This is a genomic window from Rhizobium sp. Rhizsp82 (assembly GCF_047325115.1).
In the GTDB taxonomy this organism is placed as follows: Bacteria; Pseudomonadota; Alphaproteobacteria; order Rhizobiales; family Rhizobiaceae; genus Rhizobium.
Map to the genome: position 1 here is coordinate 3520261 of NZ_CP168570.1, position 20146 is coordinate 3540406.

General features: G+C 63.3%; 20 protein-coding genes and 1 riboswitch. Of the genes, 14 read left to right on the forward strand and 6 right to left on the reverse strand.

Going from position 1 to position 20146, the window contains the following annotated elements; all coding sequences use genetic code 11:
* Positions 1-63 precede the first annotated feature (63 nt).
* Complete coding sequence (locus ACEN84_RS22550) at positions 64-1017, forward strand: hypothetical protein (protein ID WP_413709971.1); 954 nt, start codon at positions 64-66, stop codon at positions 1015-1017.
* On the opposite strand, the gene ACEN84_RS22555 is transcribed toward ACEN84_RS22550, so the two are convergent.
* Positions 1007-1564: a TetR/AcrR family transcriptional regulator gene (locus ACEN84_RS22555; RefSeq protein ID WP_413711343.1), complete on the reverse strand. Its 558-nt coding sequence runs from the start codon at positions 1562-1564 to the stop codon at positions 1007-1009. The genes ACEN84_RS22550 and ACEN84_RS22555 overlap by 11 nt on opposite strands.
* Before the next feature lie 12 nt (positions 1565-1576).
* Positions 1577-2038 (reverse strand): DUF1348 family protein, encoded by a 462-nt coding sequence (locus ACEN84_RS22560; protein ID WP_130277752.1) that lies wholly within the window; start codon positions 2036-2038, stop codon positions 1577-1579.
* A 168-nt stretch (positions 2039-2206) separates the two neighbouring features.
* Between ACEN84_RS22560 and ACEN84_RS22565 the strand changes: the two genes are divergently transcribed.
* Complete coding sequence (locus tag ACEN84_RS22565) at positions 2207-3232, forward strand: acyltransferase family protein (protein WP_413709972.1); 1026 nt, start codon at positions 2207-2209, stop codon at positions 3230-3232.
* On the opposite strand, the gene glpK is transcribed toward ACEN84_RS22565, so the two are convergent.
* Positions 3233-4726, reverse strand: coding sequence for a glycerol kinase GlpK (gene glpK, locus ACEN84_RS22570; protein WP_413709973.1), 1494 nt, complete (start codon positions 4724-4726; stop codon positions 3233-3235).
* Positions 4727-4865: 139 nt separating this feature from the next.
* Positions 4866-4977, forward strand: a riboswitch (TPP riboswitch).
* Here glpK and ACEN84_RS22575 point away from each other — a divergent pair.
* The 8 genes from ACEN84_RS22575 (at position 4969) to xdhC (ending at position 14067) form a co-directional block, all read left to right on the forward strand.
* Positions 4969-5577 carry a YkoF family thiamine/hydroxymethylpyrimidine-binding protein gene (locus tag ACEN84_RS22575; RefSeq protein WP_413709974.1) on the forward strand — a complete coding sequence of 203 codons (609 nt, stop codon included), beginning with the start codon at positions 4969-4971 and terminating at the stop codon, positions 5575-5577. It overlaps the preceding riboswitch by 9 nt.
* Before the next feature lie 27 nt (positions 5578-5604).
* Positions 5605-6393, forward strand: coding sequence for an ABC transporter permease (locus tag ACEN84_RS22580; RefSeq protein ID WP_413709975.1), 789 nt, complete (start codon positions 5605-5607; stop codon positions 6391-6393).
* A complete protein-coding gene (locus ACEN84_RS22585) occupies positions 6390-7154 on the forward strand; it encodes an ABC transporter ATP-binding protein (protein ID WP_413709976.1) in 765 nt (254 codons plus the stop codon). The genes ACEN84_RS22580 and ACEN84_RS22585 overlap by 4 nt, the downstream gene beginning before the upstream one ends.
* A gap of 2 nt (positions 7155-7156) precedes the next feature.
* The gene (locus ACEN84_RS22590) at positions 7157-8167 is read left to right on the forward strand and encodes an ABC transporter substrate-binding protein (RefSeq protein ID WP_413711344.1); all 1011 of its coding nucleotides are present in this window, start codon (positions 7157-7159) and stop codon (positions 8165-8167) included.
* 76 nt (positions 8168-8243) lie between these two features.
* On the forward strand, positions 8244-9020 hold the full coding sequence (locus ACEN84_RS22595) for a 3-hydroxybutyrate dehydrogenase (protein ID WP_413709977.1): 777 nt from the start codon (positions 8244-8246) through the stop codon (positions 9018-9020).
* A gap of 30 nt (positions 9021-9050) precedes the next feature.
* The gene (gene xdhA, locus ACEN84_RS22600) at positions 9051-10517 is read left to right on the forward strand and encodes a xanthine dehydrogenase small subunit (protein WP_413709978.1); all 1467 of its coding nucleotides are present in this window, start codon (positions 9051-9053) and stop codon (positions 10515-10517) included.
* A gap of 180 nt (positions 10518-10697) precedes the next feature.
* Positions 10698-13037, forward strand: a complete 2340-nt coding sequence (xdhB, locus tag ACEN84_RS22605; protein ID WP_413709979.1) for a xanthine dehydrogenase molybdopterin binding subunit — start codon at positions 10698-10700, stop codon at positions 13035-13037.
* Between the two features lie 223 nt (positions 13038-13260).
* Positions 13261-14067, forward strand: coding sequence for a xanthine dehydrogenase accessory protein XdhC (gene xdhC, locus ACEN84_RS22610; protein ID WP_413709980.1), 807 nt, complete (start codon positions 13261-13263; stop codon positions 14065-14067).
* On the opposite strand, the gene ACEN84_RS22615 is transcribed toward xdhC, so the two are convergent.
* Positions 14046-14249 (reverse strand): hypothetical protein, encoded by a 204-nt coding sequence (locus ACEN84_RS22615; protein ID WP_246777461.1) that lies wholly within the window; start codon positions 14247-14249, stop codon positions 14046-14048. The two genes, xdhC and ACEN84_RS22615, sit on opposite strands and share 22 nt — an antisense overlap.
* Positions 14250-14352: 103 nt before the next feature.
* On the opposite strand from ACEN84_RS22615, the gene ACEN84_RS22620 reads away from it, so the two are divergent.
* A complete protein-coding gene (locus ACEN84_RS22620) occupies positions 14353-15258 on the forward strand; it encodes a LysR substrate-binding domain-containing protein (protein ID WP_413709981.1) in 906 nt (301 codons plus the stop codon).
* Here the strand turns inward: ACEN84_RS22620 and ACEN84_RS22625 are convergent.
* A complete protein-coding gene (locus ACEN84_RS22625; protein WP_112719453.1) occupies positions 15252-15584 on the reverse strand; it encodes a hypothetical protein in 333 nt (110 codons plus the stop codon). The two genes, ACEN84_RS22620 and ACEN84_RS22625, sit on opposite strands and share 7 nt — an antisense overlap.
* A gap of 86 nt (positions 15585-15670) precedes the next feature.
* Positions 15671-16369 carry a Type 1 glutamine amidotransferase-like domain-containing protein gene (locus ACEN84_RS22630; protein ID WP_413709982.1) on the reverse strand — a complete coding sequence of 233 codons (699 nt, stop codon included), beginning with the start codon at positions 16367-16369 and terminating at the stop codon, positions 15671-15673.
* Positions 16370-16494: 125 nt separating this feature from the next.
* On the opposite strand from ACEN84_RS22630, the gene puuD reads away from it, so the two are divergent.
* From puuD to ACEN84_RS22645, 3 genes are read left to right on the forward strand one after another with little or no spacing between them, the layout of a single operon-like run.
* Positions 16495-17739 (forward strand): urate hydroxylase PuuD, encoded by a 1245-nt coding sequence (puuD, locus tag ACEN84_RS22635; protein ID WP_413709983.1) that lies wholly within the window; start codon positions 16495-16497, stop codon positions 17737-17739.
* A complete protein-coding gene (guaD, locus tag ACEN84_RS22640; protein ID WP_413709984.1) occupies positions 17736-19043 on the forward strand; it encodes a guanine deaminase in 1308 nt (435 codons plus the stop codon). Before puuD ends, guaD begins: the two co-directional genes overlap by 4 nt.
* 27 nt (positions 19044-19070) lie before the next feature.
* A complete protein-coding gene (locus ACEN84_RS22645; protein WP_413709985.1) occupies positions 19071-19994 on the forward strand; it encodes an adenylate/guanylate cyclase domain-containing protein in 924 nt (307 codons plus the stop codon).
* Positions 19995-20146 lie beyond the last annotated feature (152 nt).

The following is a 20146-nucleotide window of genomic DNA, read 5'->3' on the forward strand; positions in this document are numbered from 1 at the left end:
TGCCACCTTCGGCTCCGATTTCTCGCGCGGCTGGATTTCCAACATCATATTTCAGGACGAAACATGCATCTTTTCAAAAGCCTGTTCCTGGCTGCCGCACTTGCGGGCGCAGCCACTGCCGCCACCGCAGCGCCCCAGAATTTCATCTATACCGGCGCCGGTGAGCTCGACGGCCTTAAGGACCTGCTGTCGCGCCCCGATATCGGCGGCGCGCAGGTGGTTTATAACTGGAAGATGCTGGAGACGGGCAAAGGCGAATACGACTTCTCGCCGATCGAGAAGGACCTGGCGATCGCCGAGAGCCTGAACAAGAAGCTGTTCATCCAGGTGCAGGACCGCTTCTTCAGCCCCAAGGCACGCAACATCCCCGACTACATGCTCGAAGGCGCCGAATATGGCGGCGGCCTCGCCCCGCAGTTCGACAATCCCGGCGAAAACAAGGGCATCGGTTCCGGCTGGGTGGCGCAGCAGTGGAACCCGGCGGTGCGCCAGCGTTATCAGGCACTGATCTCGGCGCTTGCAGCCAAGTTCGATGGCCGCGTCTACGGCATCAACCTGCCGGAGACCTCGATCGATCTCGACCCGAAGAACGAGCCGAAGGACTTCTCCTGCGATGCCTATTTCGCCGGCGAGATGGAAAATCTCGGCTTTGCGCGCAAGGCGTTCTCAAAGTCGATGGTGGTCCAGTATGTCAACTTCTGGCCCTGCGAATGGGAAAACGACCACAAATACATGAGCCGTCTGTTCGACTTCGCGGCGAAGAACAATATCGGCCTCGGCGGCCCCGATATCGTGCCGAACCGCAAGGCGCAGATGAAGAACTCCTATCCGTTCTTCAACCAATACAAGGGCAAGCTCGCCTATGTCGGCATGGCCGTGCAGGAGCCGACGCTGACCTACAGGAACCCGCAGACCAAGAAGCCGTTCACCAAGGAGGAATTCACCGCCTTCGCCGATGATTATCTCGGCGCCAGCGTCATCTTCTGGAGCACGAAGAGCCCCTGGCTCAAGAAGTAGCCGAAAGCCTCGTCTTCATCCCGGCAATCGCCCGGCGGAAGACATCATGATCGTCGAGGGCGCGCGACAGAACCAGCGCGCCCTGGATACCGAGAATCGCAGCCTCCGCCTCCTGCTGTGCCGCGCCGGGCTCGTGGCCACTGCGGACGAGAGCGCTGACCAGCGCATCCACCCACCGCCGGAAATAGCCGTTGATCGCCTCGCTGAAACGCTCCCGCGTGCCATCGAGCGCGAAAGCACCGACGAGGCAGATGCGCCCGCCGGAGCGGAAGTAATCGTCGACGCCCCGCCACATCGCCTCGATCGCCACCGAAGGTTCCTCGCGGCGTAGCGGCTCGTAGATGAAATCCTCGAACCAGCGATCGACCTCGGAGAGCACGGCAGCCGCCATCTCCTCCTTCCCGCCGGGGAAGAAATGATAGAGGCTGCCCTTCCCGATCCCGGTGCGTTCGGTGATCCGGCTGAGCGTCGCGCCCTCATAGCCGAGTTCCCGGAAGATCTCGGCAAGCAGGGGCACGACATCGCGGCGTTCGTAGACGGTCTTCAGAGCTCTGCGTCCTTAGAGGCCGAGCTCTGACAGCCCCGGATGGTCATCCGGACGGCGGCCGAGCGGCCAGTGGAACTTGCGGTCCGATTCCTTGATCGGCATGTCGTTGATGCAGGCGAAACGGCGCTGCATCAAGCCGTCGGCATCATATTCCCAGTTCTCGTTGCCATAAGAGCGGAACCAGTTGCCGCTGTCGTCGTGCCATTCATAGGCATAGCGAACGGCGATGCGGTTTTCGCGGAACGCCCAGAGCTCCTTGATCAGCCGGTAATCCAGCTCCTTGGCCCACTTGCGGCTCAGGAAGGCGACGATCTCCGGCCGGCCGTTGACAAACTCGGCGCGGTTTCTCCAGGCGCTGTCGGGCGTGTAGGCGAGCGACACCTTTTCCGGATTGCGGCTGTTCCAGCCGTCCTCGGCAAGGCGGACCTTCTGGGTGGCGGTTTCCAGCGTGAATGGGGGGATAAGTGCAGTCATTGTCATATCTCCTGTACCAATAGGAATGCATTGTACCGATCAGTACAAAAGAAGCAAGGGACGCGCCTGCGGCATTCGCGCACGCATGGAAGAATGACGTCGCGCCCACGTTTCTGACGCAATTGGACGGTTTGTTCCTGCCGCAGCGCACAATCGGAAGGGGAAACCATGCACCAGCAGAAGACCCGCATCGAATGGCTGGATATCGCCAAGGGCCTCTCGATCATCCTCGTGGTCGTCTACCACACCCTGCTCTACCTGAACTTCCACGAGATGGCCCCGGCCCTCTACACCAAGATCAGCAACATCATGGCGCCGATCCGCATGCCGCTGTTCTTCTCGGTGTCGGGTTTTCTCGCCGCTTCGGCGATGCGGGCCACATGGCCGGATTTCGTCAGGAAGAAGATCTGGACCTTCGTCTGGCTGTTCGGCGTCTGGAGCACGGCGCGCTGGCTTTATTTCCGCTATGTCCACACCAACGGCCTCGTGCCCTCGGAGGGTTCGCATCCCTACCAACTCATCGAAATGTGGTGGGCGCCGAATACCGGCATCTGGTTCATCTGGGCGCTGGCAATCTTCATGACGGTCACCAAGCTGCTCTCCTCGACGCCGCGCATTCCGGTCATCGTCGTCGGCACCATTCTCTCGATCCTCACCTTCGGCGGCTATCTGCCGATCGAGCTCTTCACCCACCGCAATGTGCTGCAGTATTTCGTCTTCTTCGCCTTCGGCTGCTGGTATGGAAGGCTGATCGCCGAAACGCTGACCGAGCGCCCTCTCCCCTTCGCAGCCGGTGGCTTTACCGCCTTCATCCTGCTGCTTGCGCTACGCAGCCGCCTGCAGCCGATCGAGCCCGGCTTCTGGGCCTTCGCCTCGTCGATGGCCGGTCTCTCATGGCTGTGCGGCATGGCCGTGCTGATGTCGCGGCTGAAGGCGCTGCGCGACGTCTTTTCCTATTTCGGCCGCAACACGCTGCCGGTCTACGTCACCCATGTGATGATCGTCGCCGGTATAGCCGGCCTGATCGCCACCCTGGTCGAGCCCTCACCATCGATCGGCTATCTCGCGGCACCGCTGATCTGCGTCACCGCCATCACGCTGTCGCTGGCAATCAAGGCAACCGCCGACCGCGCAGGCGCCAGCTGGCTCTACAGCCCGCCGGTCAGGCGCGAGCGGGCGGTGGCAGCCGCCTGATCAAGCATCGCTCAGCGTCCGCTTCACCGCATTCCTCCACCCCTTGAGCTTGGCGGAACGGGTCTTCTCATCCATGTCGGGCTCGAAGCGGCGGTTGCGCTTCCACTTGGCCGAGAAGTCCTTCCGATCCGGCCAGACGCCGGCCCGGCTGCCCGCGAGCCAGGCAGCCCCAAGCGCCGTCGTCTCCAGGATCACCGGCCGGTCGACAGGTGCGTCGAGCAGATCGGAGAGCCGCTGCATCGTCCAGTCGGAGGCAACCATGCCGCCATCGACGCGCAGCACCGTGTCGTCGCTGCCGTTCTTCCAGTCCTTCTGCATCGCATCGAGCAGATCGCGGGTCTGGTAGCAGACGGCTTCGAGAGCGGCCCGGGCGAATTCCGCCGGACCGCTGTTGCGCGTCAGGCCGAAGATTGCCCCGCGCGCCTTCGGATCCCAATGCGGAGCACCGAGACCGGTGAAAGCCGGCACCAGATAGACCTCCTGCGAGGGATCGGCACTTTCGGCAAGCTTGCCGGTCTCGCCGGCCGTATCGATGATGCCGAGACCGTCGCGCAGCCACTGAACCGCAGCCCCGGCGATGAAGATCGAGCCCTCGAGCGCATAGGTCGTCTCGCCATCCAGCCGGTAGGCGATCGTCGTCAACAGCCGGTTCTTCGAGCGCACCATGTCGGAGCCGGTATTCAAAAGTGCGAAGCAGCCGGTGCCATAGGTGGATTTCAGCATGCCGGGCTCGAAGCAGGCCTGGCCGATCGTCGCCGCCTGCTGGTCGCCGGCAACACCGAGGATCGGGATCTCGGCGCCGAGGATCGACTTCTCGACAATGCCGAAATCGGCCGAGCAGTCCTTCACCTCCGGCAGCATCGCGGCGGGGACGCGCAGGATCTCAAGCAGGTCCTTGTCCCATTCGTTCTCGGCGATGTTGTACATCAGCGTGCGCGAGGCATTGGTCGCGTCGGTGACGAAGCTCTTGCCGCCGGTCAGCCGCCAGATCAGGAACGTGTCGATCGTGCCGAAGCAGAGCTCGCCCTTGGCGGCACGTGCCCGCGCACCCTTCACATTGGCGAGCATCCAGGAGAGCTTGGTACCGGAGAAATACGGATCGAGGATCAGGCCGGTCTTCCTGGTGAAGATCTTCTCGAGGTCCTGGCGCTTCAGGTTCTCACAGTAGCTCGCGGTGCGCCGGTCCTGCCAGACGATGGCATTCTGGATCGGCTTGCCGGTTTCCCGCTCCCAGACGACGACGGTCTCGCGCTGGTTGGTGATCCCCAATGCGGCAATGTCAGTCGCCTTCACCTTCGCTTCGCGCAGCGCCATGTGGATGGTCGAGACGACGGAATCCCAGATTTCCTCAGGGTCATGCTCCACCCATCCCGAGCGCGGATAGATCTGCGTGAACTCTTTCTGCCCCACGCCTGCGATCTTCATCTCGCCATCGAACACGATCGCCCGCGTCGATGTCGTGCCCTGATCGATCGCCAGAACATATCCGCTCATCCCTGCCCCTCCCATGAAGCTCTGATGCTTTCAGATAGATCATTTAAGAGGCGGAAACGAAAGGGAAAAGAAAGCCGAGCGCAATTTTGCCCGTCGTCAGATCACCGCTTTACAAGCCGCGCAGCGCATGTTTAAAAGGCGCCAACGACAGGGGTGCTCCGTATAGCCGGGGCTGAGATGCGGCTGGCATGGCCTCAAACTCTAAAGCTGATCTGGATAATACCAGCGGAGCGAGGCGAGCGATGTTTTCTGGCGCACAAATTTCCCTTTACCCGATGACCGACCGTTTCGTCGACGTCATCCTGTCTGCCCTTCCGGCACTTGATCCCTATCGCGAAAAGCTCAGGATCGAGACCGACGACATCTCGACGCTGATCGTTGGCACGCCCGATATCGTCTTCGCCGCCATGCGCGATCTCTATGTCGCAGGCTCGGCAGACGGCATCCACGCGGTGCTGCGCGCCACCATCTCCCGCGGCTGCCCCGGCGAGCCCGATGATCCCATGTGCCACACCGAAGCCCTTACCGGCCCGGTCCTGCCGCTTGCCGAGCGCAAGGCGTCGGCTCTCGAAGCGGTCGCTTCCGCGCCGGTCACCGGCCGTCATGCCGCCGCGCAGTTCTCGCTCTATGTCATGGGCACCGGCGATCACATGGAAGAGATCTACGGCTGTATCGACTTCCTGAAAAACTCCGGCGTCTTCGACCGCTCGAAGAATTTCTGCACCCGGGTCAAGGGCGATGCCGGCGCCGTCTTCGCCACCATCCACGAAGCCTTCGTCCGTTTCGGGCCGCCGAACGGCCATGTGACGATCGATCTCACCGTATCGGCCAACAGCCCCTCCGCCATCTGATCCCAGCGTCACGTCAGGATCCTGCCGATGCCGAGATCTGTCCGCTTGCCGGGCCTTGCCGCCCGTTTCCTTCCCGCCATCCTCTCCGTCGGCGCCCTGCTCGCCGCCTGGGAAAGCTATGTGCGCATCGCCGGCCTCCCGCCCGCGACGCTGCCCGCACCCTCGCGTGTCCTCGCCCAGGCCTTTGCCGAACGCGCAGCGCTGCTGGCAAACAGCTGGCCGACATTGCAGGCGACCCTGGCGGGTTTCGCCGCCTCCCTTCTCATCGCCTTCCTCCTCTCCGTGCTGATCGATTTCGTGCCGCGCTTGCGCTCCGCGCTGATGCCTGTCTTCGTCATCAGCCAGACGCTACCGCTTGTCGCCATCGCGCCGCTCATCGTCCTCTGGTTCGGCTTCGGCCTGCTACCGAAAATCCTGCTCGTCGCCCTCGTCACCTTCTTTCCGATGCTGGTGGCCCTCACACGCGGCTATGCCGCAACCGAGCCTGAGATCGAGGAACTGCTGACCACGATGGGCGCCTCGCGCTGGAAGCGCTTCTGCGCCGGCCGCCTGCCCTCATCGCTGCCCTATTTCTTCGCCGGTCTCAGGATATCGATCACCTATGCCGTCGTCGGCGCCATCTTCGCGGAATATGCCGGTGCCGCCCGCGGGCTCGGCATCTATATCCTCAACGCCAAGAACAATTTCCGCGCAGATCTCGTGCTTGCCGCCGTCCTCGTCAGCGCGCTGCTGACGCTCTTGCTGTTCTCACTCGCCGTGCTCGCCGAACGCCTCGCCATGCCCTGGCACCGGGCAAACGGGGATGCCCCGGAATGAGCAGTGCACCCCTTCTCGATATCGAAAACCTCAGCTGCCGCCTCGGCAATATCGATGTGCTCGCCGGCATCTCGCTACACCTCAAGCAGGGCGAGTTTATCTCCGTCCTCGGCCCCTCCGGCGCAGGCAAATCGACGCTCTTCCGGCTGCTGACCGGCAGCGCCGCAGCATCCGGCGGCAGCATTCGCATGAACGGCCAGCCGCTTTCCGCCGCCGAACGCCCCTTCGCCTTCATGCCGCAGCGCGACGCGCTGATGCCCTGGCGGCGGCTGATCGACAATGCCGCACTCGGCCTGGAGATATCCGGAATGCCCCGCCGCGAGGCTAGGCGCCAGATCGAACCGCTACTTGCCGAATTCGGCCTCGCCGGTTTCGAAGACAGCTGGCCGCATGAACTCTCCGGCGGCATGCGCCAGCGCGCCGCCCTGCTGCGGACGGTTGTTCAACAACGCCCGATCCTGCTACTCGACGAACCCTTCGGCGCCCTTGATGCGCTGACGCGGCTGAAGATGCAGCGCTTCCTCGAAGCGCTCTCTGCCCGCCGTGGCCTCTCGGTAGTCCTGATCACCCATGACGTGCGCGAGGCCGTGCTGCTCTCCGACCGCATCTACGTCTTCTCGCCCCGCCCTGCCCGCGTCACCCTCGAAATCGAGGTCGGCCTGCCCCGGCCGCGAACGGAACCCGGCAGGCATCAGGCCGAGGTCATCGCAATCGAAAACCGCATCCTCGCAACGCTCTTCGAAGGAGACGCCGAACCATGACCATGCCGATCATCACCCGCCGCACGGCGCTTGCAGGCATTCTCGCCCTGACCGCCGCACCGCTTGCCGTCCGCGCCGCAAGCCCCAAGGTCTCGGTCGCCCTCGACTGGACGCCGAACACCAATCACATCGGCCTTTACGTCGCCCGCGAGAAGAATTTCTACCGCGACGCCGGCATCGAGGTCGATATTCTCCCCTATACCGACACCTCTGCCGCAACCCTCGTCGCCAGCCGCATTGCCGATTTCGGCGTTCTCGGCTCGATCGGCCTGATGACCCAGCGCGCCGCCGGTGCCAATCTCGTGGGTACCTTCGCGATCGTCCAGAAGGAAACCGGCCGCGTCGTCTTCAAAGGGGACCGCACAGACATCAAGACGCCGAAGGATCTCGACGGCAAGACCTATGGCGGCTTCGGCAGCGCCTGGGAAAATGCCCTGCTCGGTTCGATGATCAGGAACGCCGGCGGCAAGGGCGAGTTCGAGACCGTGACGCTCGGCACTTCCGCCTATCAGGCGCTCGACAATGGCGCTGTCGATTTCACGCTTGAGGTCTATACCTGGGAAGGTGTTCAGGCCGAGCTTGAGAACAAGGCCCAGCGCGCCTTCGTCTATGCCGACTACGGCGTGCCGGATGAGCACACGGCCATTCTCGGCACCAGCAGCGCCTATCTCTCGGAAAAGCCCGATCTCGCCCGCGCCTTCATGCAGGCGACCCGCCGCGGCTATGAATTCGCCGCCGATCATCCGGATGAAGCCGCCGCGATCCTGATTGCAGGGACTGACGGAGCGCTCACCAATCCGGACCTCGTCAAGGCGTCGCTGAAAACGCTAGCCTCCGACGGCTATCTGCGCACCGCCCCCGGCAAGGCCGGTGCCATCGACCCGGCGAAGATGAAAGCGATCGGCGATTACCTGTTCGACGCCGGCATTCTGAAGGATGCCGATGGCAAGGTGCTGACCGCGCGCCCGGATTTTTCCGCCGCCTTCACCACGGCGCTTCTCGCCGGAAGCTGAGAACGCCATTCGGCGATTGTCAGCCGCAAGGCTTTGCGCATAACCTTGGTCCAACCCGGACCAAGGAGAAGCGCTTATGAAAAGAACCGTCGTCGTCACCGGCTCCACCAGCGGCATCGGCCTGGCGATCGCCACCGCCTTTGCCGGCAAGGGCGACAACGTCGTCATCAACGGCTTCGGAAAAGCCGAAGAAATCAAGGCGATCACCGAGCGGCTTGAATCACTTTCAGAGGGCCGCGCCCTCTACCATCCGGCCGACATGACCAAGCCCGCCGAGATCGCCGACCTGATCGAGACGGCAGCCAAAACCTTCGGAACGGTCGACGTCCTCGTCAACAATGCCGGTATCCAGCATGTCGAGAAGATCGAGGACTTTCCCGTCGAGAAGTGGGACCAGATCATCGCCATCAATCTCTCGAGTTCCTTCCACACGATGCGATCAGCCATTCCGCACATGAAGGCGAAGAAGCATGGCCGCATCATCAATATCGCCTCCGCCCACGGCCTCGTCGCCTCGCCGTTCAAATCCGCCTACGTGGCGGCGAAACATGGTATATTAGGGCTGACGAAAACGGCGGCACTCGAGCTCGCTGAGTCGGGCGTGACCGTCAACGCCATCTGCCCCGGCTACGTGCTGACGCCGCTGGTCGAGAAGCAGATTCCAGATACGGCCAAGGCCCGCGGCATGACCGAGGAGCAGGTGAAGACCGAGGTGATCCTGAAGGCGCAGCCGACGCATGAATTCGTCAAGGCCGAGGAGATCGGCGCGCTGGCGCTCTACCTCGCAAGCGACGACGCCCGCCAGGTCACCGGCACGCATATCTCGATTGACGGGGGCTGGACTGCGGCATAACCATTTAGAAAAACAAGAATAAGGAACATCATGAACGACGCCATCCGCTTCATCCTCAATGGCGAGGACATCACGCTGAGAGATGTCCGGCCGACCGAAACGCTTCTCGATTTTCTGCGTTTGAGGCGCCGGCTGACCGGCACGAAGGAAGGATGCGCCGAAGGCGATTGCGGCGCCTGCACGGTGCTGATCGGCCGCCTTGTCGACGGCAAGCTCGCCTATGAATCCGTCAATGCCTGCATCCGCTTCATGGGCTCGCTGAACGGCACCCATGTCGTGACCGTCGAGCATCTGGCCGCCAAGGACGGCACGCTGCACCCGGTTCAGCAGGCGATGGTCGATTACCACGGCTCGCAATGCGGCTTCTGCACGCCGGGTTTCGTGATGTCGCTCTATGGCCTCTGGCTGTCCAGCGAAAAGCCCGGCCGCCCGCAGATCGAAAAAGCGCTGCAGGGCAATCTCTGTCGGTGCACGGGCTACGAGCCGATCGTCAAGGCGGCGGAAGCGATCGCCAGGGCACGACCGAGCACGCTCTTCGACCCGCTCGAAAAGACCCGCTCCGATATCGTCGCCCGCCTCTGGGCGCTGCAGCCGCGCGAGACGATCGCTATCGCCTCCGACGCCGGCAAGCTTGTTATCCCCGGCTCGGTCGAGGGACTGGCCCGCATTCTCGCCGAAGAACCCACGGCAACCATCGTCGCCGGCTCCACCGATGTCGGCCTCTGGGTGACGAAGCAGATGCGCGCACTCACCCCCGTCGTCTTCATCAATCACCTGAGCGAATTGCAGGCGATCAAGGTGACCGAGGGCGGCGTGACCTTCGGCGCCGGCGTCACCTATACCAAGGCCTTCGAGGTGCTGGCCAAGAAGGTGCCGGCGCTCGCCGGCCTGATCAACCGCATCGGCGGCGAGCAGGTGCGCAACATGGGCACGATCGGCGGCAATATCGCCAACGGCTCGCCGATCGGCGACAGCCCGCCGCCGCTGATCGCGCTCGGCGCCACCGTCAAGCTGCGCTCGGCGGCCGGTACCCGCATGCTGCGGCTCGAAGACTATTTCATCGCCTATGGCAGGCAGGACCGCAAAGCCGGCGAATTCGTCGAGAGCGTCTTCGTGCCCTACCCGGCCGAGGGCACGCATTTCGCCGTCTACAAGATCACCAAGCGTCGCGACGAGGACATCACCGCCGTTCTCGGCGCCTTCTACCTGACGCTCGACGACAACGGCGACGTCCACGACATCCGCATCGCCTTCGGCGGCATGGCCGGCATCCCCAAGCGCGCCCGCACCGTGGAGTCAGACCTGCTCGGCAAGCCCTGGACCGAAGCCACCATCGACGCCGCCCGCGGCACCTTCGACGCGGATTTCCAGCCACTCTCCGACTGGCGGGCCACGGCGGAGTACCGCCAGCTGACGGCGCGGAACCTGCTGACGCGGTTTTATCTGGAGACGGTGGGGACGCCGGTGGAGCTCAAGCGGTTCGAGGGGGTGGCGTGATGGTTGATGTCATGACGGTTTGCGCAAGCAGCCCCCTCATCCGCCCTTCGGGCACCTTCTCCCCGTTGGGGAGAAGGGAAAACCGCAGCAGCGCCACGCGTCCCTTCTCCCCTTGGGGAGAAGGTGGCGGCAGCCGGATGAGGGGGCCGCACGCGCCTCTCATCGCCATGGAGCACCCCCATGGATAAATCCACCTTCGAAAACCCGAAAGCCATGATCTCCGGCCCGATGCACGGCGCGCTGAAACATGATTCGGCGCATAAGCATGTCACCGGAAGCGCCGATTATATCGACGATATTCCCGAACCCGCAGGTCTCCTGCATGGCGCTCTCGGCACATCGGACCGGGCGCATGCCGATATCCTCAGCATGGACCTCTCCGAAGTCCGCCGTCATCCCGGCGTCGTCCTCGTCTTCACCGGCAAGGACGTTCCCGGCGTCAACGACGTCTCCTCGAACGGCAGCCATGACGAGCCACTGCTTGCCGAGACCAAGGTCGAGTTCCACGGCCAGCCGATCTTCGCCGTCATCGCCGAAACCCGCGAGGCCGCCCGCCATGCCGCCCGCAAGGCGAAGATCGAATATCGCGATCTGCCGCACTGGAGCGATATCGACGGCGCGCTGGAAAATGGCAGCCCGCTGGTCATCACGCCGATGACGCTGAAGCGCGGCGAGGCGAAGGCCGAGATGGACAATGCGAAGCACCGGCTGCGCGGCCAGATGCGCATCGGCGGCCAGGAGCATTTCTATCTCGAGGGCCATATCGCCATGGCGATCCCCGGCGAGGACGACGAGGTAACCGTCTGGTCCTCGACGCAGCATCCGAGCGAGATCCAGCATATCGTCGGCCATGTGCTCGATATCCCCTCCAACGCCGTCACCGTCAACGTGCGCCGCATGGGCGGCGGCTTCGGCGGCAAGGAAACGCAGGGCAACCAGTTTGCCGCACTCGCCGCCGTCGCCGCCAAGAAGCTGAAGCGAGCCGTCAAATTCCGCCCGGACCGCGACGAGGACATGACGGCGACGGGAAAGCGCCACGACTTCCTCGTCGATTATGAGCTCGGCTTCGACGACGAGGGCCGCATCCACGCCGTTGACGCCACCTATGCGGCGCGCTGCGGCTTCTCCTCCGATCTCTCCGGCCCGGTCACCGACCGCGCCCTCTTCCATGCCGATTCCAGCTATTTCTATCCGCATGTGCATCTGCAATCGAAGCCGCTGAAGACCCACACCGTCTCCAACACCGCCTTCCGCGGTTTCGGCGGGCCGCAGGGCATGCTCGGCGCCGAACGCTTCATCGAGGAAATCGCCTATGCCACCGGCAAGGATCCGCTCGAAGTCCGCAAGCTGAACTTCTACGGCCAGCCCGGCTCCGGCCGGACGCTGACGCCCTATCATCAGGAAGTCGAAGACAGCATTCTCGAGCGCATCGTCGGCGAACTCGAGGAGAGTGCCGACTATCAGGCCCGCCGCAACGCCATCATCAGCTTCAACCGCGACAGCCGCTACATCCGCAAGGGCATCGCGCTGACGCCGGTGAAGTTCGGCATCTCCTTCACCATGACCGCCTTCAACCAGGCAGGCGCCCTCGTCCATATCTACCAGGACGGCTCGATCCACCTGAACCATGGCGGCACCGAGATGGGCCAGGGCCTCTATACCAAGGTGGCGCAGGTTCTGGCCGACAGCTTCCAGGTCGATATCGACCGCGTGAAGATCACCCCGACGACGACGGGCAAGGTGCCGAACACCTCGGCGACCGCAGCCTCCTCCGGCTCCGACCTCAACGGCATGGCGGCCTATGACGCCGCCCGGCAGCTGAAGGAACGCCTCGTCGCCTTTGCCGCCGAAAAATGGAGCGTCGATCCCGCCGACGTCATCTTCCTGCCGAACCGCGTGCGCGTCGGCGAGACCGAGATCCCCTTCCCGGATTTCGTCAAGCAGGCCTATTTCGCCCGCGTCCAGCTCTCGGCGGCAGGCTTCTACAAGACCCCGAAAATCCACTGGGACCGCGCCGCCGGCCGCGGCACGCCCTTCTACTACTTCGCCTATGGCGCATCCTGCACCGAGGTGACGATCGATACGCTGACCGGCGAATACCTCATCGACCGCACCGACATCCTCCACGATGTCGGCCGCTCGCTGAACCCGGCAATCGATATCGGCCAGGTCGAGGGCGCCTTCGTGCAGGGCATGGGCTGGCTCACGACGGAAGAGCTCTGGTGGGACGACAAGGGACGCCTGCGCACCCACGCCCCCTCCACCTACAAGATCCCGCTCGCCTCCGATCGCCCGAAGGTCTTCAACGTCAAGCTGGCCGAATGGTCGGAAAACAAGGAAGCCACGATCGGCCGCTCCAAGGCCGTCGGCGAACCGCCGTTCATGCTGGCGATCTCGGTGCTTGAGGCGCTGTCGATGGCGGTTGCGAGTGTGGCGGATTACAGGGTCTGCCCAAGGCTCGATGCGCCGGCGACCCCGGAGCGGGTGCTGATGGCGGTCGAGCGGATGAAGATGGTGTGAGAATGAGTGGGGGCTCTGCGTTCGTGGCCTACCCCCCTCTGCCCTGCCGGGCATCTCCCGCACAAGGGGGGAGATCGGCTGGGCGCACCCGCTCGCACCACAGCAATACTCTGACATCCATTGTTTGGGGAAACCCGTGCTTCTTGCCGTTCTCCCCCCTTGTGGGGGAGATGTCCGGCAGGACAGAGGGGGGTAACCCACCCACAAACCTATCGGTCAACCAATGACCGACTTCCACACCTTCCTCACCACCCACCCCGCCACCATCCTCATCGAGATCACCGGCACCCAGGGCTCCACCCCGCGCGAGACCGGCACCTTCATGCTGGTCTCGCCCACCGCCATCTGGGGCACGATCGGCGGCGGGCAGTTCGAATATCTGGCGATCGAAAACGCTCGCGACCTGCTGGAAGATACCGGCACCGAGACGATGGATATCCCGCTCGGCCCGGAGATCGGCCAATGCTGCGGCGGCCGCACGCAATTGCGTTTCCGTAGGGTGACGGATGACATTCTGAACGAACTTGAAGCAAGGCATATCGGCGAAGCCGAACACCGCCCCGCCGTCTATCTCTTCGGTGCCGGCCATGTCGGCCGCGCTCTCGCCGTGGCCCTCGCCCCACTGCCGCTTGCGGTCACCGTCATCGAGACCCGCCAGGAAGAATTGGCAAACTTGCCTGCGGAAACCGCGACGAAACTGACGGCGATGCCGGAAGCCCTGATCGCGGAAATCCCCGCAGGCTCCGCGATGGCCATCCTGACCCACGACCATGCCCTCGATTTCCTGATTGCCCGCGAAGCGCTGGCGCGAACGGACCTCGCCTATACCGGCATGATCGGCTCGGCCACCAAGCGCGCAACCTTCTCAAGCTGGCTTTCGCGCGAGGGCGGCGAGAAGGCGTCACTCGCCCGCCTCACCCTGCCAATCGGCGGCTCTGCCGTGCGCGACAAGCGCCCGGAGGTGATCGCCGCCATGACCGCCGCCGAGATTCTGGCGGCGCTGGCAGCTTATGGCCAGCGCTCGAAATAATCGCGCGGTTCCCGGCCATCCAGGAACCCGAGATCGCGCCTGACCCGGTCGGGCATGGTGTCGACGTCGAGCCGCGAGGAATACACGAACGTGCGGTAGACCCATGCCCGGAAACGGGAGACAAGTGCGCGCGCCGGCAGCTCATTGTGCAGCTCACTGCGTTCGATCGTTGAGTCCTTCATGACAGTCACCTTCATTCAGTTGATGGTATGACTTGCAGTCTGCGCCTGAAAATGCTGCAATTCCAATCGAACGATCATCTCCATGCATAAAGAGAACTTATCCATGAAGCTGTCGAAACAGTTCCCGCTGAATGCGCTGCGCGTCTTCGAGGCCGTTGCCCGGCACGGCAGTTTCACCAAGGCCGGCGAGGAGCTCGGCATGACCCAGACGGCCGTCAGCTATCAGGTGAAGCTGCTGGAAGAGAATGTCGGCGAGCCGCTGTTCCTGCGCCGCCCGCGGCAGATCAGTCTGACGGAGACAGCCGAAAGGCTGGCGCCGCAGGTCACCGAGGCCTTCGAGATGCTGCAGATCGCAATGGCTGAAGCGCGCGGCGAAACCGAAGTGACGCTGCAGATCACCTGCCTCGCCACCTTCGCCTCGCAATGGCTGGCGCGCCGCGTCGGCCTCTTCCAGCTCGACCATCCGAATGTCGCGGTGCGCATCAACACCTCCGATACGCTGGTCGATCTCGGCCGCGAGGCCTTCGACATCGGCATCCGCTCCGGCACCGGTGAATGGCCGGGCCTGCGCGCCGAGAAGCTGATGGATGTCTATTTCACGCCGATGCTGAGCCCGGCCCTCGCCGAAACCATCGGCGGCGTCCACCAACCGGCCGATCTCCTGAAGCTCAGGATCTTCGACACCACCGACCCCTGGTGGCACCAGTGGCTGGAAGCGGCAGGCGTTCCGACATCGAACCTGAAGACACGGGCGACGAGCTTCTACGGCGCGCAGGCCTATGAAGCCTCAGCCGCCGTCGCCGGTCAGGGCGTCGCCATCCTGACGCCGGATTTCTACCCGGACGAGCTTGCCAGCGGCAAGCTGATCCGCCCCTTCGAGCTGCAATGCACCGACGGGCGAGGCTATTGGCTGGCCTACCCGGAAAACCGCCGCAACGTCCCGAAGATCAAGGCTTTCCGGAACTGGATCATGACCGAGATGCACGGCAGCAAGCTGCCGGCTCAATAGCCCATTTCGGGCGCATAGAAGCAGCGCGGCGTATCCTCGTTCGGAAACAGGCAGAGATGATAATCGCCGTCGCCGGAATGCATCGCCTTGGTCAGCGGCAGCAGGAAAACGTGGTAGCGTGTCACGAGCCGGTGGTCGCCCGGCACCAGCGTCACCCGGTAACCGTTCGGCGTCACCGTGACGCTCTTTGACGGGATCATCTGGCAATCGCCGGTCTGGCTGTCGCCATTGCAACAGAATGGATCATAAGACCATCCGGAAGGCGCATCATGCGCCAGAGCACCGGAGGCAAAGGCAATCATTACGCATGCCAATATGCTTCGCATGGGCACATCTCCATCGATGCATGCCCCGCCGCAACGCGCATCTCACCGCATCACGGCAGCCCTCGAATTAAGGTGTAACGAAGCCGTCACATTTCAAGACGGCGTGCGGCCACCATCAAAGCATCGAGCCTTTCCAGGCTGATGACATCGGCGGATCCCTGAAAGATCATCAGCGGCTTGCCGAAGATCTCAACGCCGTCGCTGTGAACGATCAGCCCCTCACCGTCCCGGCAGGCGACGACCGGGTGGCTGATCATCTCGCTGTAGCGCAGCAGCTTGGGAAGAAAGCTTTCGTCCTCGTTCAGATGCGGAAAATACTCGAAGGGCACGAGATCGAGCGCCTCGCCATCGATGATGTCGGAAGGCTGCTGTCCCAGGAAGAAGGCATCGACCGCGATCGTCGGCGTCATCAGGATCGCCCCGGCGCTGGTGCCGATCAGGATGCCGTCGTCGAGCGCCCACGACCGCAGACGTTCGAAGACGTTGGCATTGTGCAGCCGCTGCAGAAAGTGGCCGGTATGGCCGCCGGAGAGGTGGATGGCGTTGCAGGAGAACAGACGTTCGAGATCTTCAGGCACCACCGCGTCGAGATCGATGAAGGGATCGAGCGTCAGGCCGTGCTCGGCATAATAGGCGGCCTTCTCCCTGAAGAAACTGCGGTCGGGATCGGGGCCCGACGAGATATAGCCGATGTGCTCGCCGCGCTGGCGCGCGATCTCGGCCAACCGCCGGTCCATCGGCGCATTTTCGGCAATCACCTGATCGCTGTAGAGCGCAAGGATCATCGTTGTTCTCCCTCTCCTGGTGCCCGAACTATCGGCCATTCGCCGCCCGATGGGAAGCGAACTTCCCCCTTCCCTCATGCACCAACATTCTGCAATGTGACGAGTCGAGAAGACAGGGGAACCGAATGTACGAATATGCCATAGCGTGGGAATGGCTGGCCTTTGCGGCGCGCTGGTTCCACGTCGTCACCGCGATTGCCTGGATCGGCTCGTCCTTCTATTTCATCGCGCTCGATCTCGGCCTCGTGAAGCGGCCGCATCTGCCCGTCGGCGCCTATGGCGAGGAATGGCAGGTCCATGGCGGCGGCTTCTATCACATCCAGAAATATCTGGTGGCGCCCGCCCAGATGCCGGAGCATCTGACCTGGTTCAAATACGAGAGCTATTTCACCTGGCTCTCCGGCTTCCTGATGCTCTGCATCGTCTATTATGGCGGTGCCGATCTATTCCTCATTGACCGCCACGTGCTCGATATCGGCCCCTCGACGGCGATCCTGATTTCGCTGGCGTCGCTTGCCGGCGGCTGGCTGGTCTACGACCTGCTCTGCAAGTCGCCGCTCGGCAGGAACACCTGGGGCCTGATGGTCGTGCTCTATGCCGTGCTGGTCTTCATGGCCTGGGGCTATACGCAGGTCTTCACCGGCCGCGCCGCCTTCCTGCATCTCGGCGCCTTCACCGCGACGATCATGTCCGCCAACGTCTTCATGATCATCATCCCCAACCAGAAGATCGTCGTCGCCGACCTGATCGCCGGGCGCACGCCCGATCCGAAATATGGGCAGATCGCCAAGCAGCGCTCGCTGCACAACAACTACCTGACGCTGCCCGTCATCTTCTTCATGCTGTCGAACCATTATCCGCTGGCCTTCGGCACCGCCTTCAACTGGGTGATCGCAGCCCTCGTCTTCCTGATGGGCGTCACCATCCGCCACTGGTTCAACACCACGCATGCCCGCAAGGGCCGCCCGACCTGGACCTGGATCGCCACCGTCATCCTCTTCATCCTGATCATGTGGCTGTCGACCGTGCCGAAGGTGCTGACCGGCGAAAAGGATGCCGATGCGGCGGCCGTCGCTCCCGCCTTCCAGCAATTTGCCGGCGACGCGCATTTCCCCGCCGTCAAGCAGCTGGTTGGCACGCGCTGTTCGATGTGCCATGCGGCAGAGCCCGTCTATGAGGGCCTGGCGCGCCCGCCGAAGAACGTCATCCTCGAAAACGACGCGGAAATTGCCGCCCACGCCCGCGAAATCTATATACAGGCAGGACGCAGCCATGCGATGCCCCCGGGCAACGTGACCGACATCACGCCCGACGAGCGCAAGCTGCTCGTCGCCTGGTATGAAAGCGCAGTCGAAGGCAAACAGCAATGACAGTGAAACTTCTGCGCGGGCGCCTGCTCTCGTTCAAGCGCGCCCCGCAAAGCCTGACGGATACGGAGAGCTATCTCTACGAGACCGACGGCGCCCTGCTGCTCGACGGCGGCAAGATCGCGGCCAGCGGCAGCTATGCCGATGTGAAGGCAAGCGCGCCCGAAGGCACGGAAGAGATCGACCATCGCCCGCATCTCATCATGCCCGGCTTCATCGACACCCATCTGCATTTCCCGCAGATGCAGGTGATCGCCTCCTATGCGGCCAACCTCCTGGAATGGCTGAACACCTACACCTTCCCCGAGGAATGCCGCTTCGTCGAAACCGCGCATGCGCAGAAGATCGCCACGCATTTTTACGATGAGCTGATCCGCCACGGCACGACGACCGCCGTCGCCTATTGTTCCGTCCACAAGACCTCCGCCGACGCCTTCTTCGCCGAAGCCATGAAGCGCGGCATGTGCATGGTCGGCGGCAAGGTGATGATGGACCGCAACGCGCCGCAGGGCCTGCTCGATACGCCCGAGATGGGCTATGACGAGACCCGCGCCGTCATCGCCGAATGGCATGGCAAGGGTCGCAACCACGTCGCCATCACTCCGCGCTTCGCCATCACCTCGACGCCCGCCCAGATGGAAGCGGCAGCAACGCTCGCCCGCGAATTTCCGGATCTGCATATCCAGACGCATCTTTCCGAGAATCACGACGAGATACGCTATACCTGCGAGCTCTATCCTGAAGCGGTCGACTACACCGATACCTACGCCCGCTACGGGTTGCTCGGAAAGAAGACGCTGTTCGGCCACTGCATCCATCTCTCCGACCGCGAGGCGGATGCGATGAGCGAGGCGGGCTCGATCGCCGTCCACTGCCCGACATCGAACCTCTTCTTGGGATCCGGCCTCTTCCCGCTGAAGGCGCTGTCGCGCCGCGAGAAGCCGGTCAGGATCGGCGTCGCCACCGATATCGGCGGCGGCTCCAGCTATTCGATGCTGCGCACGATGGACGAGGCCTACAAGATCCAGCAACTTCTCGGCGAGCGCTTGAATCCACTGGACAGCTATTACCATATGACATTGGGCAATGCCGAAGCCCTGTCGCTGGCAGACAGCATCGGCACGCTGGAGACCGGCACCGACGCCGACATCGTCGTCCTCAACGCCGCGGCAACGCCGGCCATGGCGCTGAAGATGGATGTGGTCAAAACCTTGGCGGAAGAGCTCTTCCTGCTGCAGACGATGGGCGACGACCGGTCGATCGTGGAGACATATGTCGCGGGCAACGCGATGAAGGTGGCGCTCTGACATAGCGCCTGCGAAATCGGGGGAAGCATGAGCGAGACGCAGCGCAAGTTGACGACCATCTTCTCTGCCGATGTGCAGGACTACACGCGCCTCATGGGCCTTGACGAAGAGGGCACGCTGGCGACGCTGAAGCGCTACCGCGACGCCATGTCCGGCCTGATCACCGCCCATGGCGGCCGCGTCGTCAACACCTGGGGCGACGGCCTGATTGCCGAATTCCCAAGCGTCGTCGAGGCAGTGCGCGCCGCCGTCGACGTGCAGACCGAGCTCGCTGCCTTCAACGACGCCAAACCGGCAAGCGCGCAGATGCTGTTCCGCATCGGCATCAATCTCGGCGACGTCATCGCCGACGGCTCCGATATCTACGGCGACGGCGTCAATATCGCCGCCCGCCTGCAAGCCTCGGCACCCGCGGGCGGCATCGTCATCTCCAGCACCGTCTACGACCAGGTGCGCAACAAGGTGCCCGTCGGCTTCGATTTCCTGGGGCCACTCACCGTCAAGAACGTCTCCGAAGCGATCCCGAGCTACGCAATCCGCATCGGTGAAACTCGTCCCCCGCATGCGCAGCCGATCGCGCAGTCCGCCCCGCAGCCGGCGGCTGCTGCGTCGCCCGGCCGCCCGGATCAGCGGCCGTTGGCTTCGCCATCACGAGCCCGAAAACTCCTCGGTATCTTCGCGATTGCCGCAGCTTTTTTCGCCCTCATCAACGCGCTCACCTGGGAAGGCAATCTCTGGGCCGTCTGGCCGATCCTCGTGCTCGCCTTCGCTGCCGCCATGACGATCGCCCGCCTGCAGAACCGCGTCGACCCGCAGCTCGCCGGCCTCGCCGTCATCGGCCTCGGGCTCATCGCCATCAACCTGCTCTCCTGGCACGGCACCTTCTGGGCGATCTGGCCGCTGATGGCCTTCGCGGTGATCGGCGCAATCCGCTGGGTGATGCGGAGTTGAGCGGCAGCCGACGGATGCCAGGCCAGCCGCTCTGCCCCACGCGCTTCTGAACTGGTCGATGGTCAACCCGCCACATAGAACGGATCTCGCCCTTTAAGCACATGATTCTGCTGGCGATAGGCCGCGAGTGTGATACGTCTTCGATAGCCTTC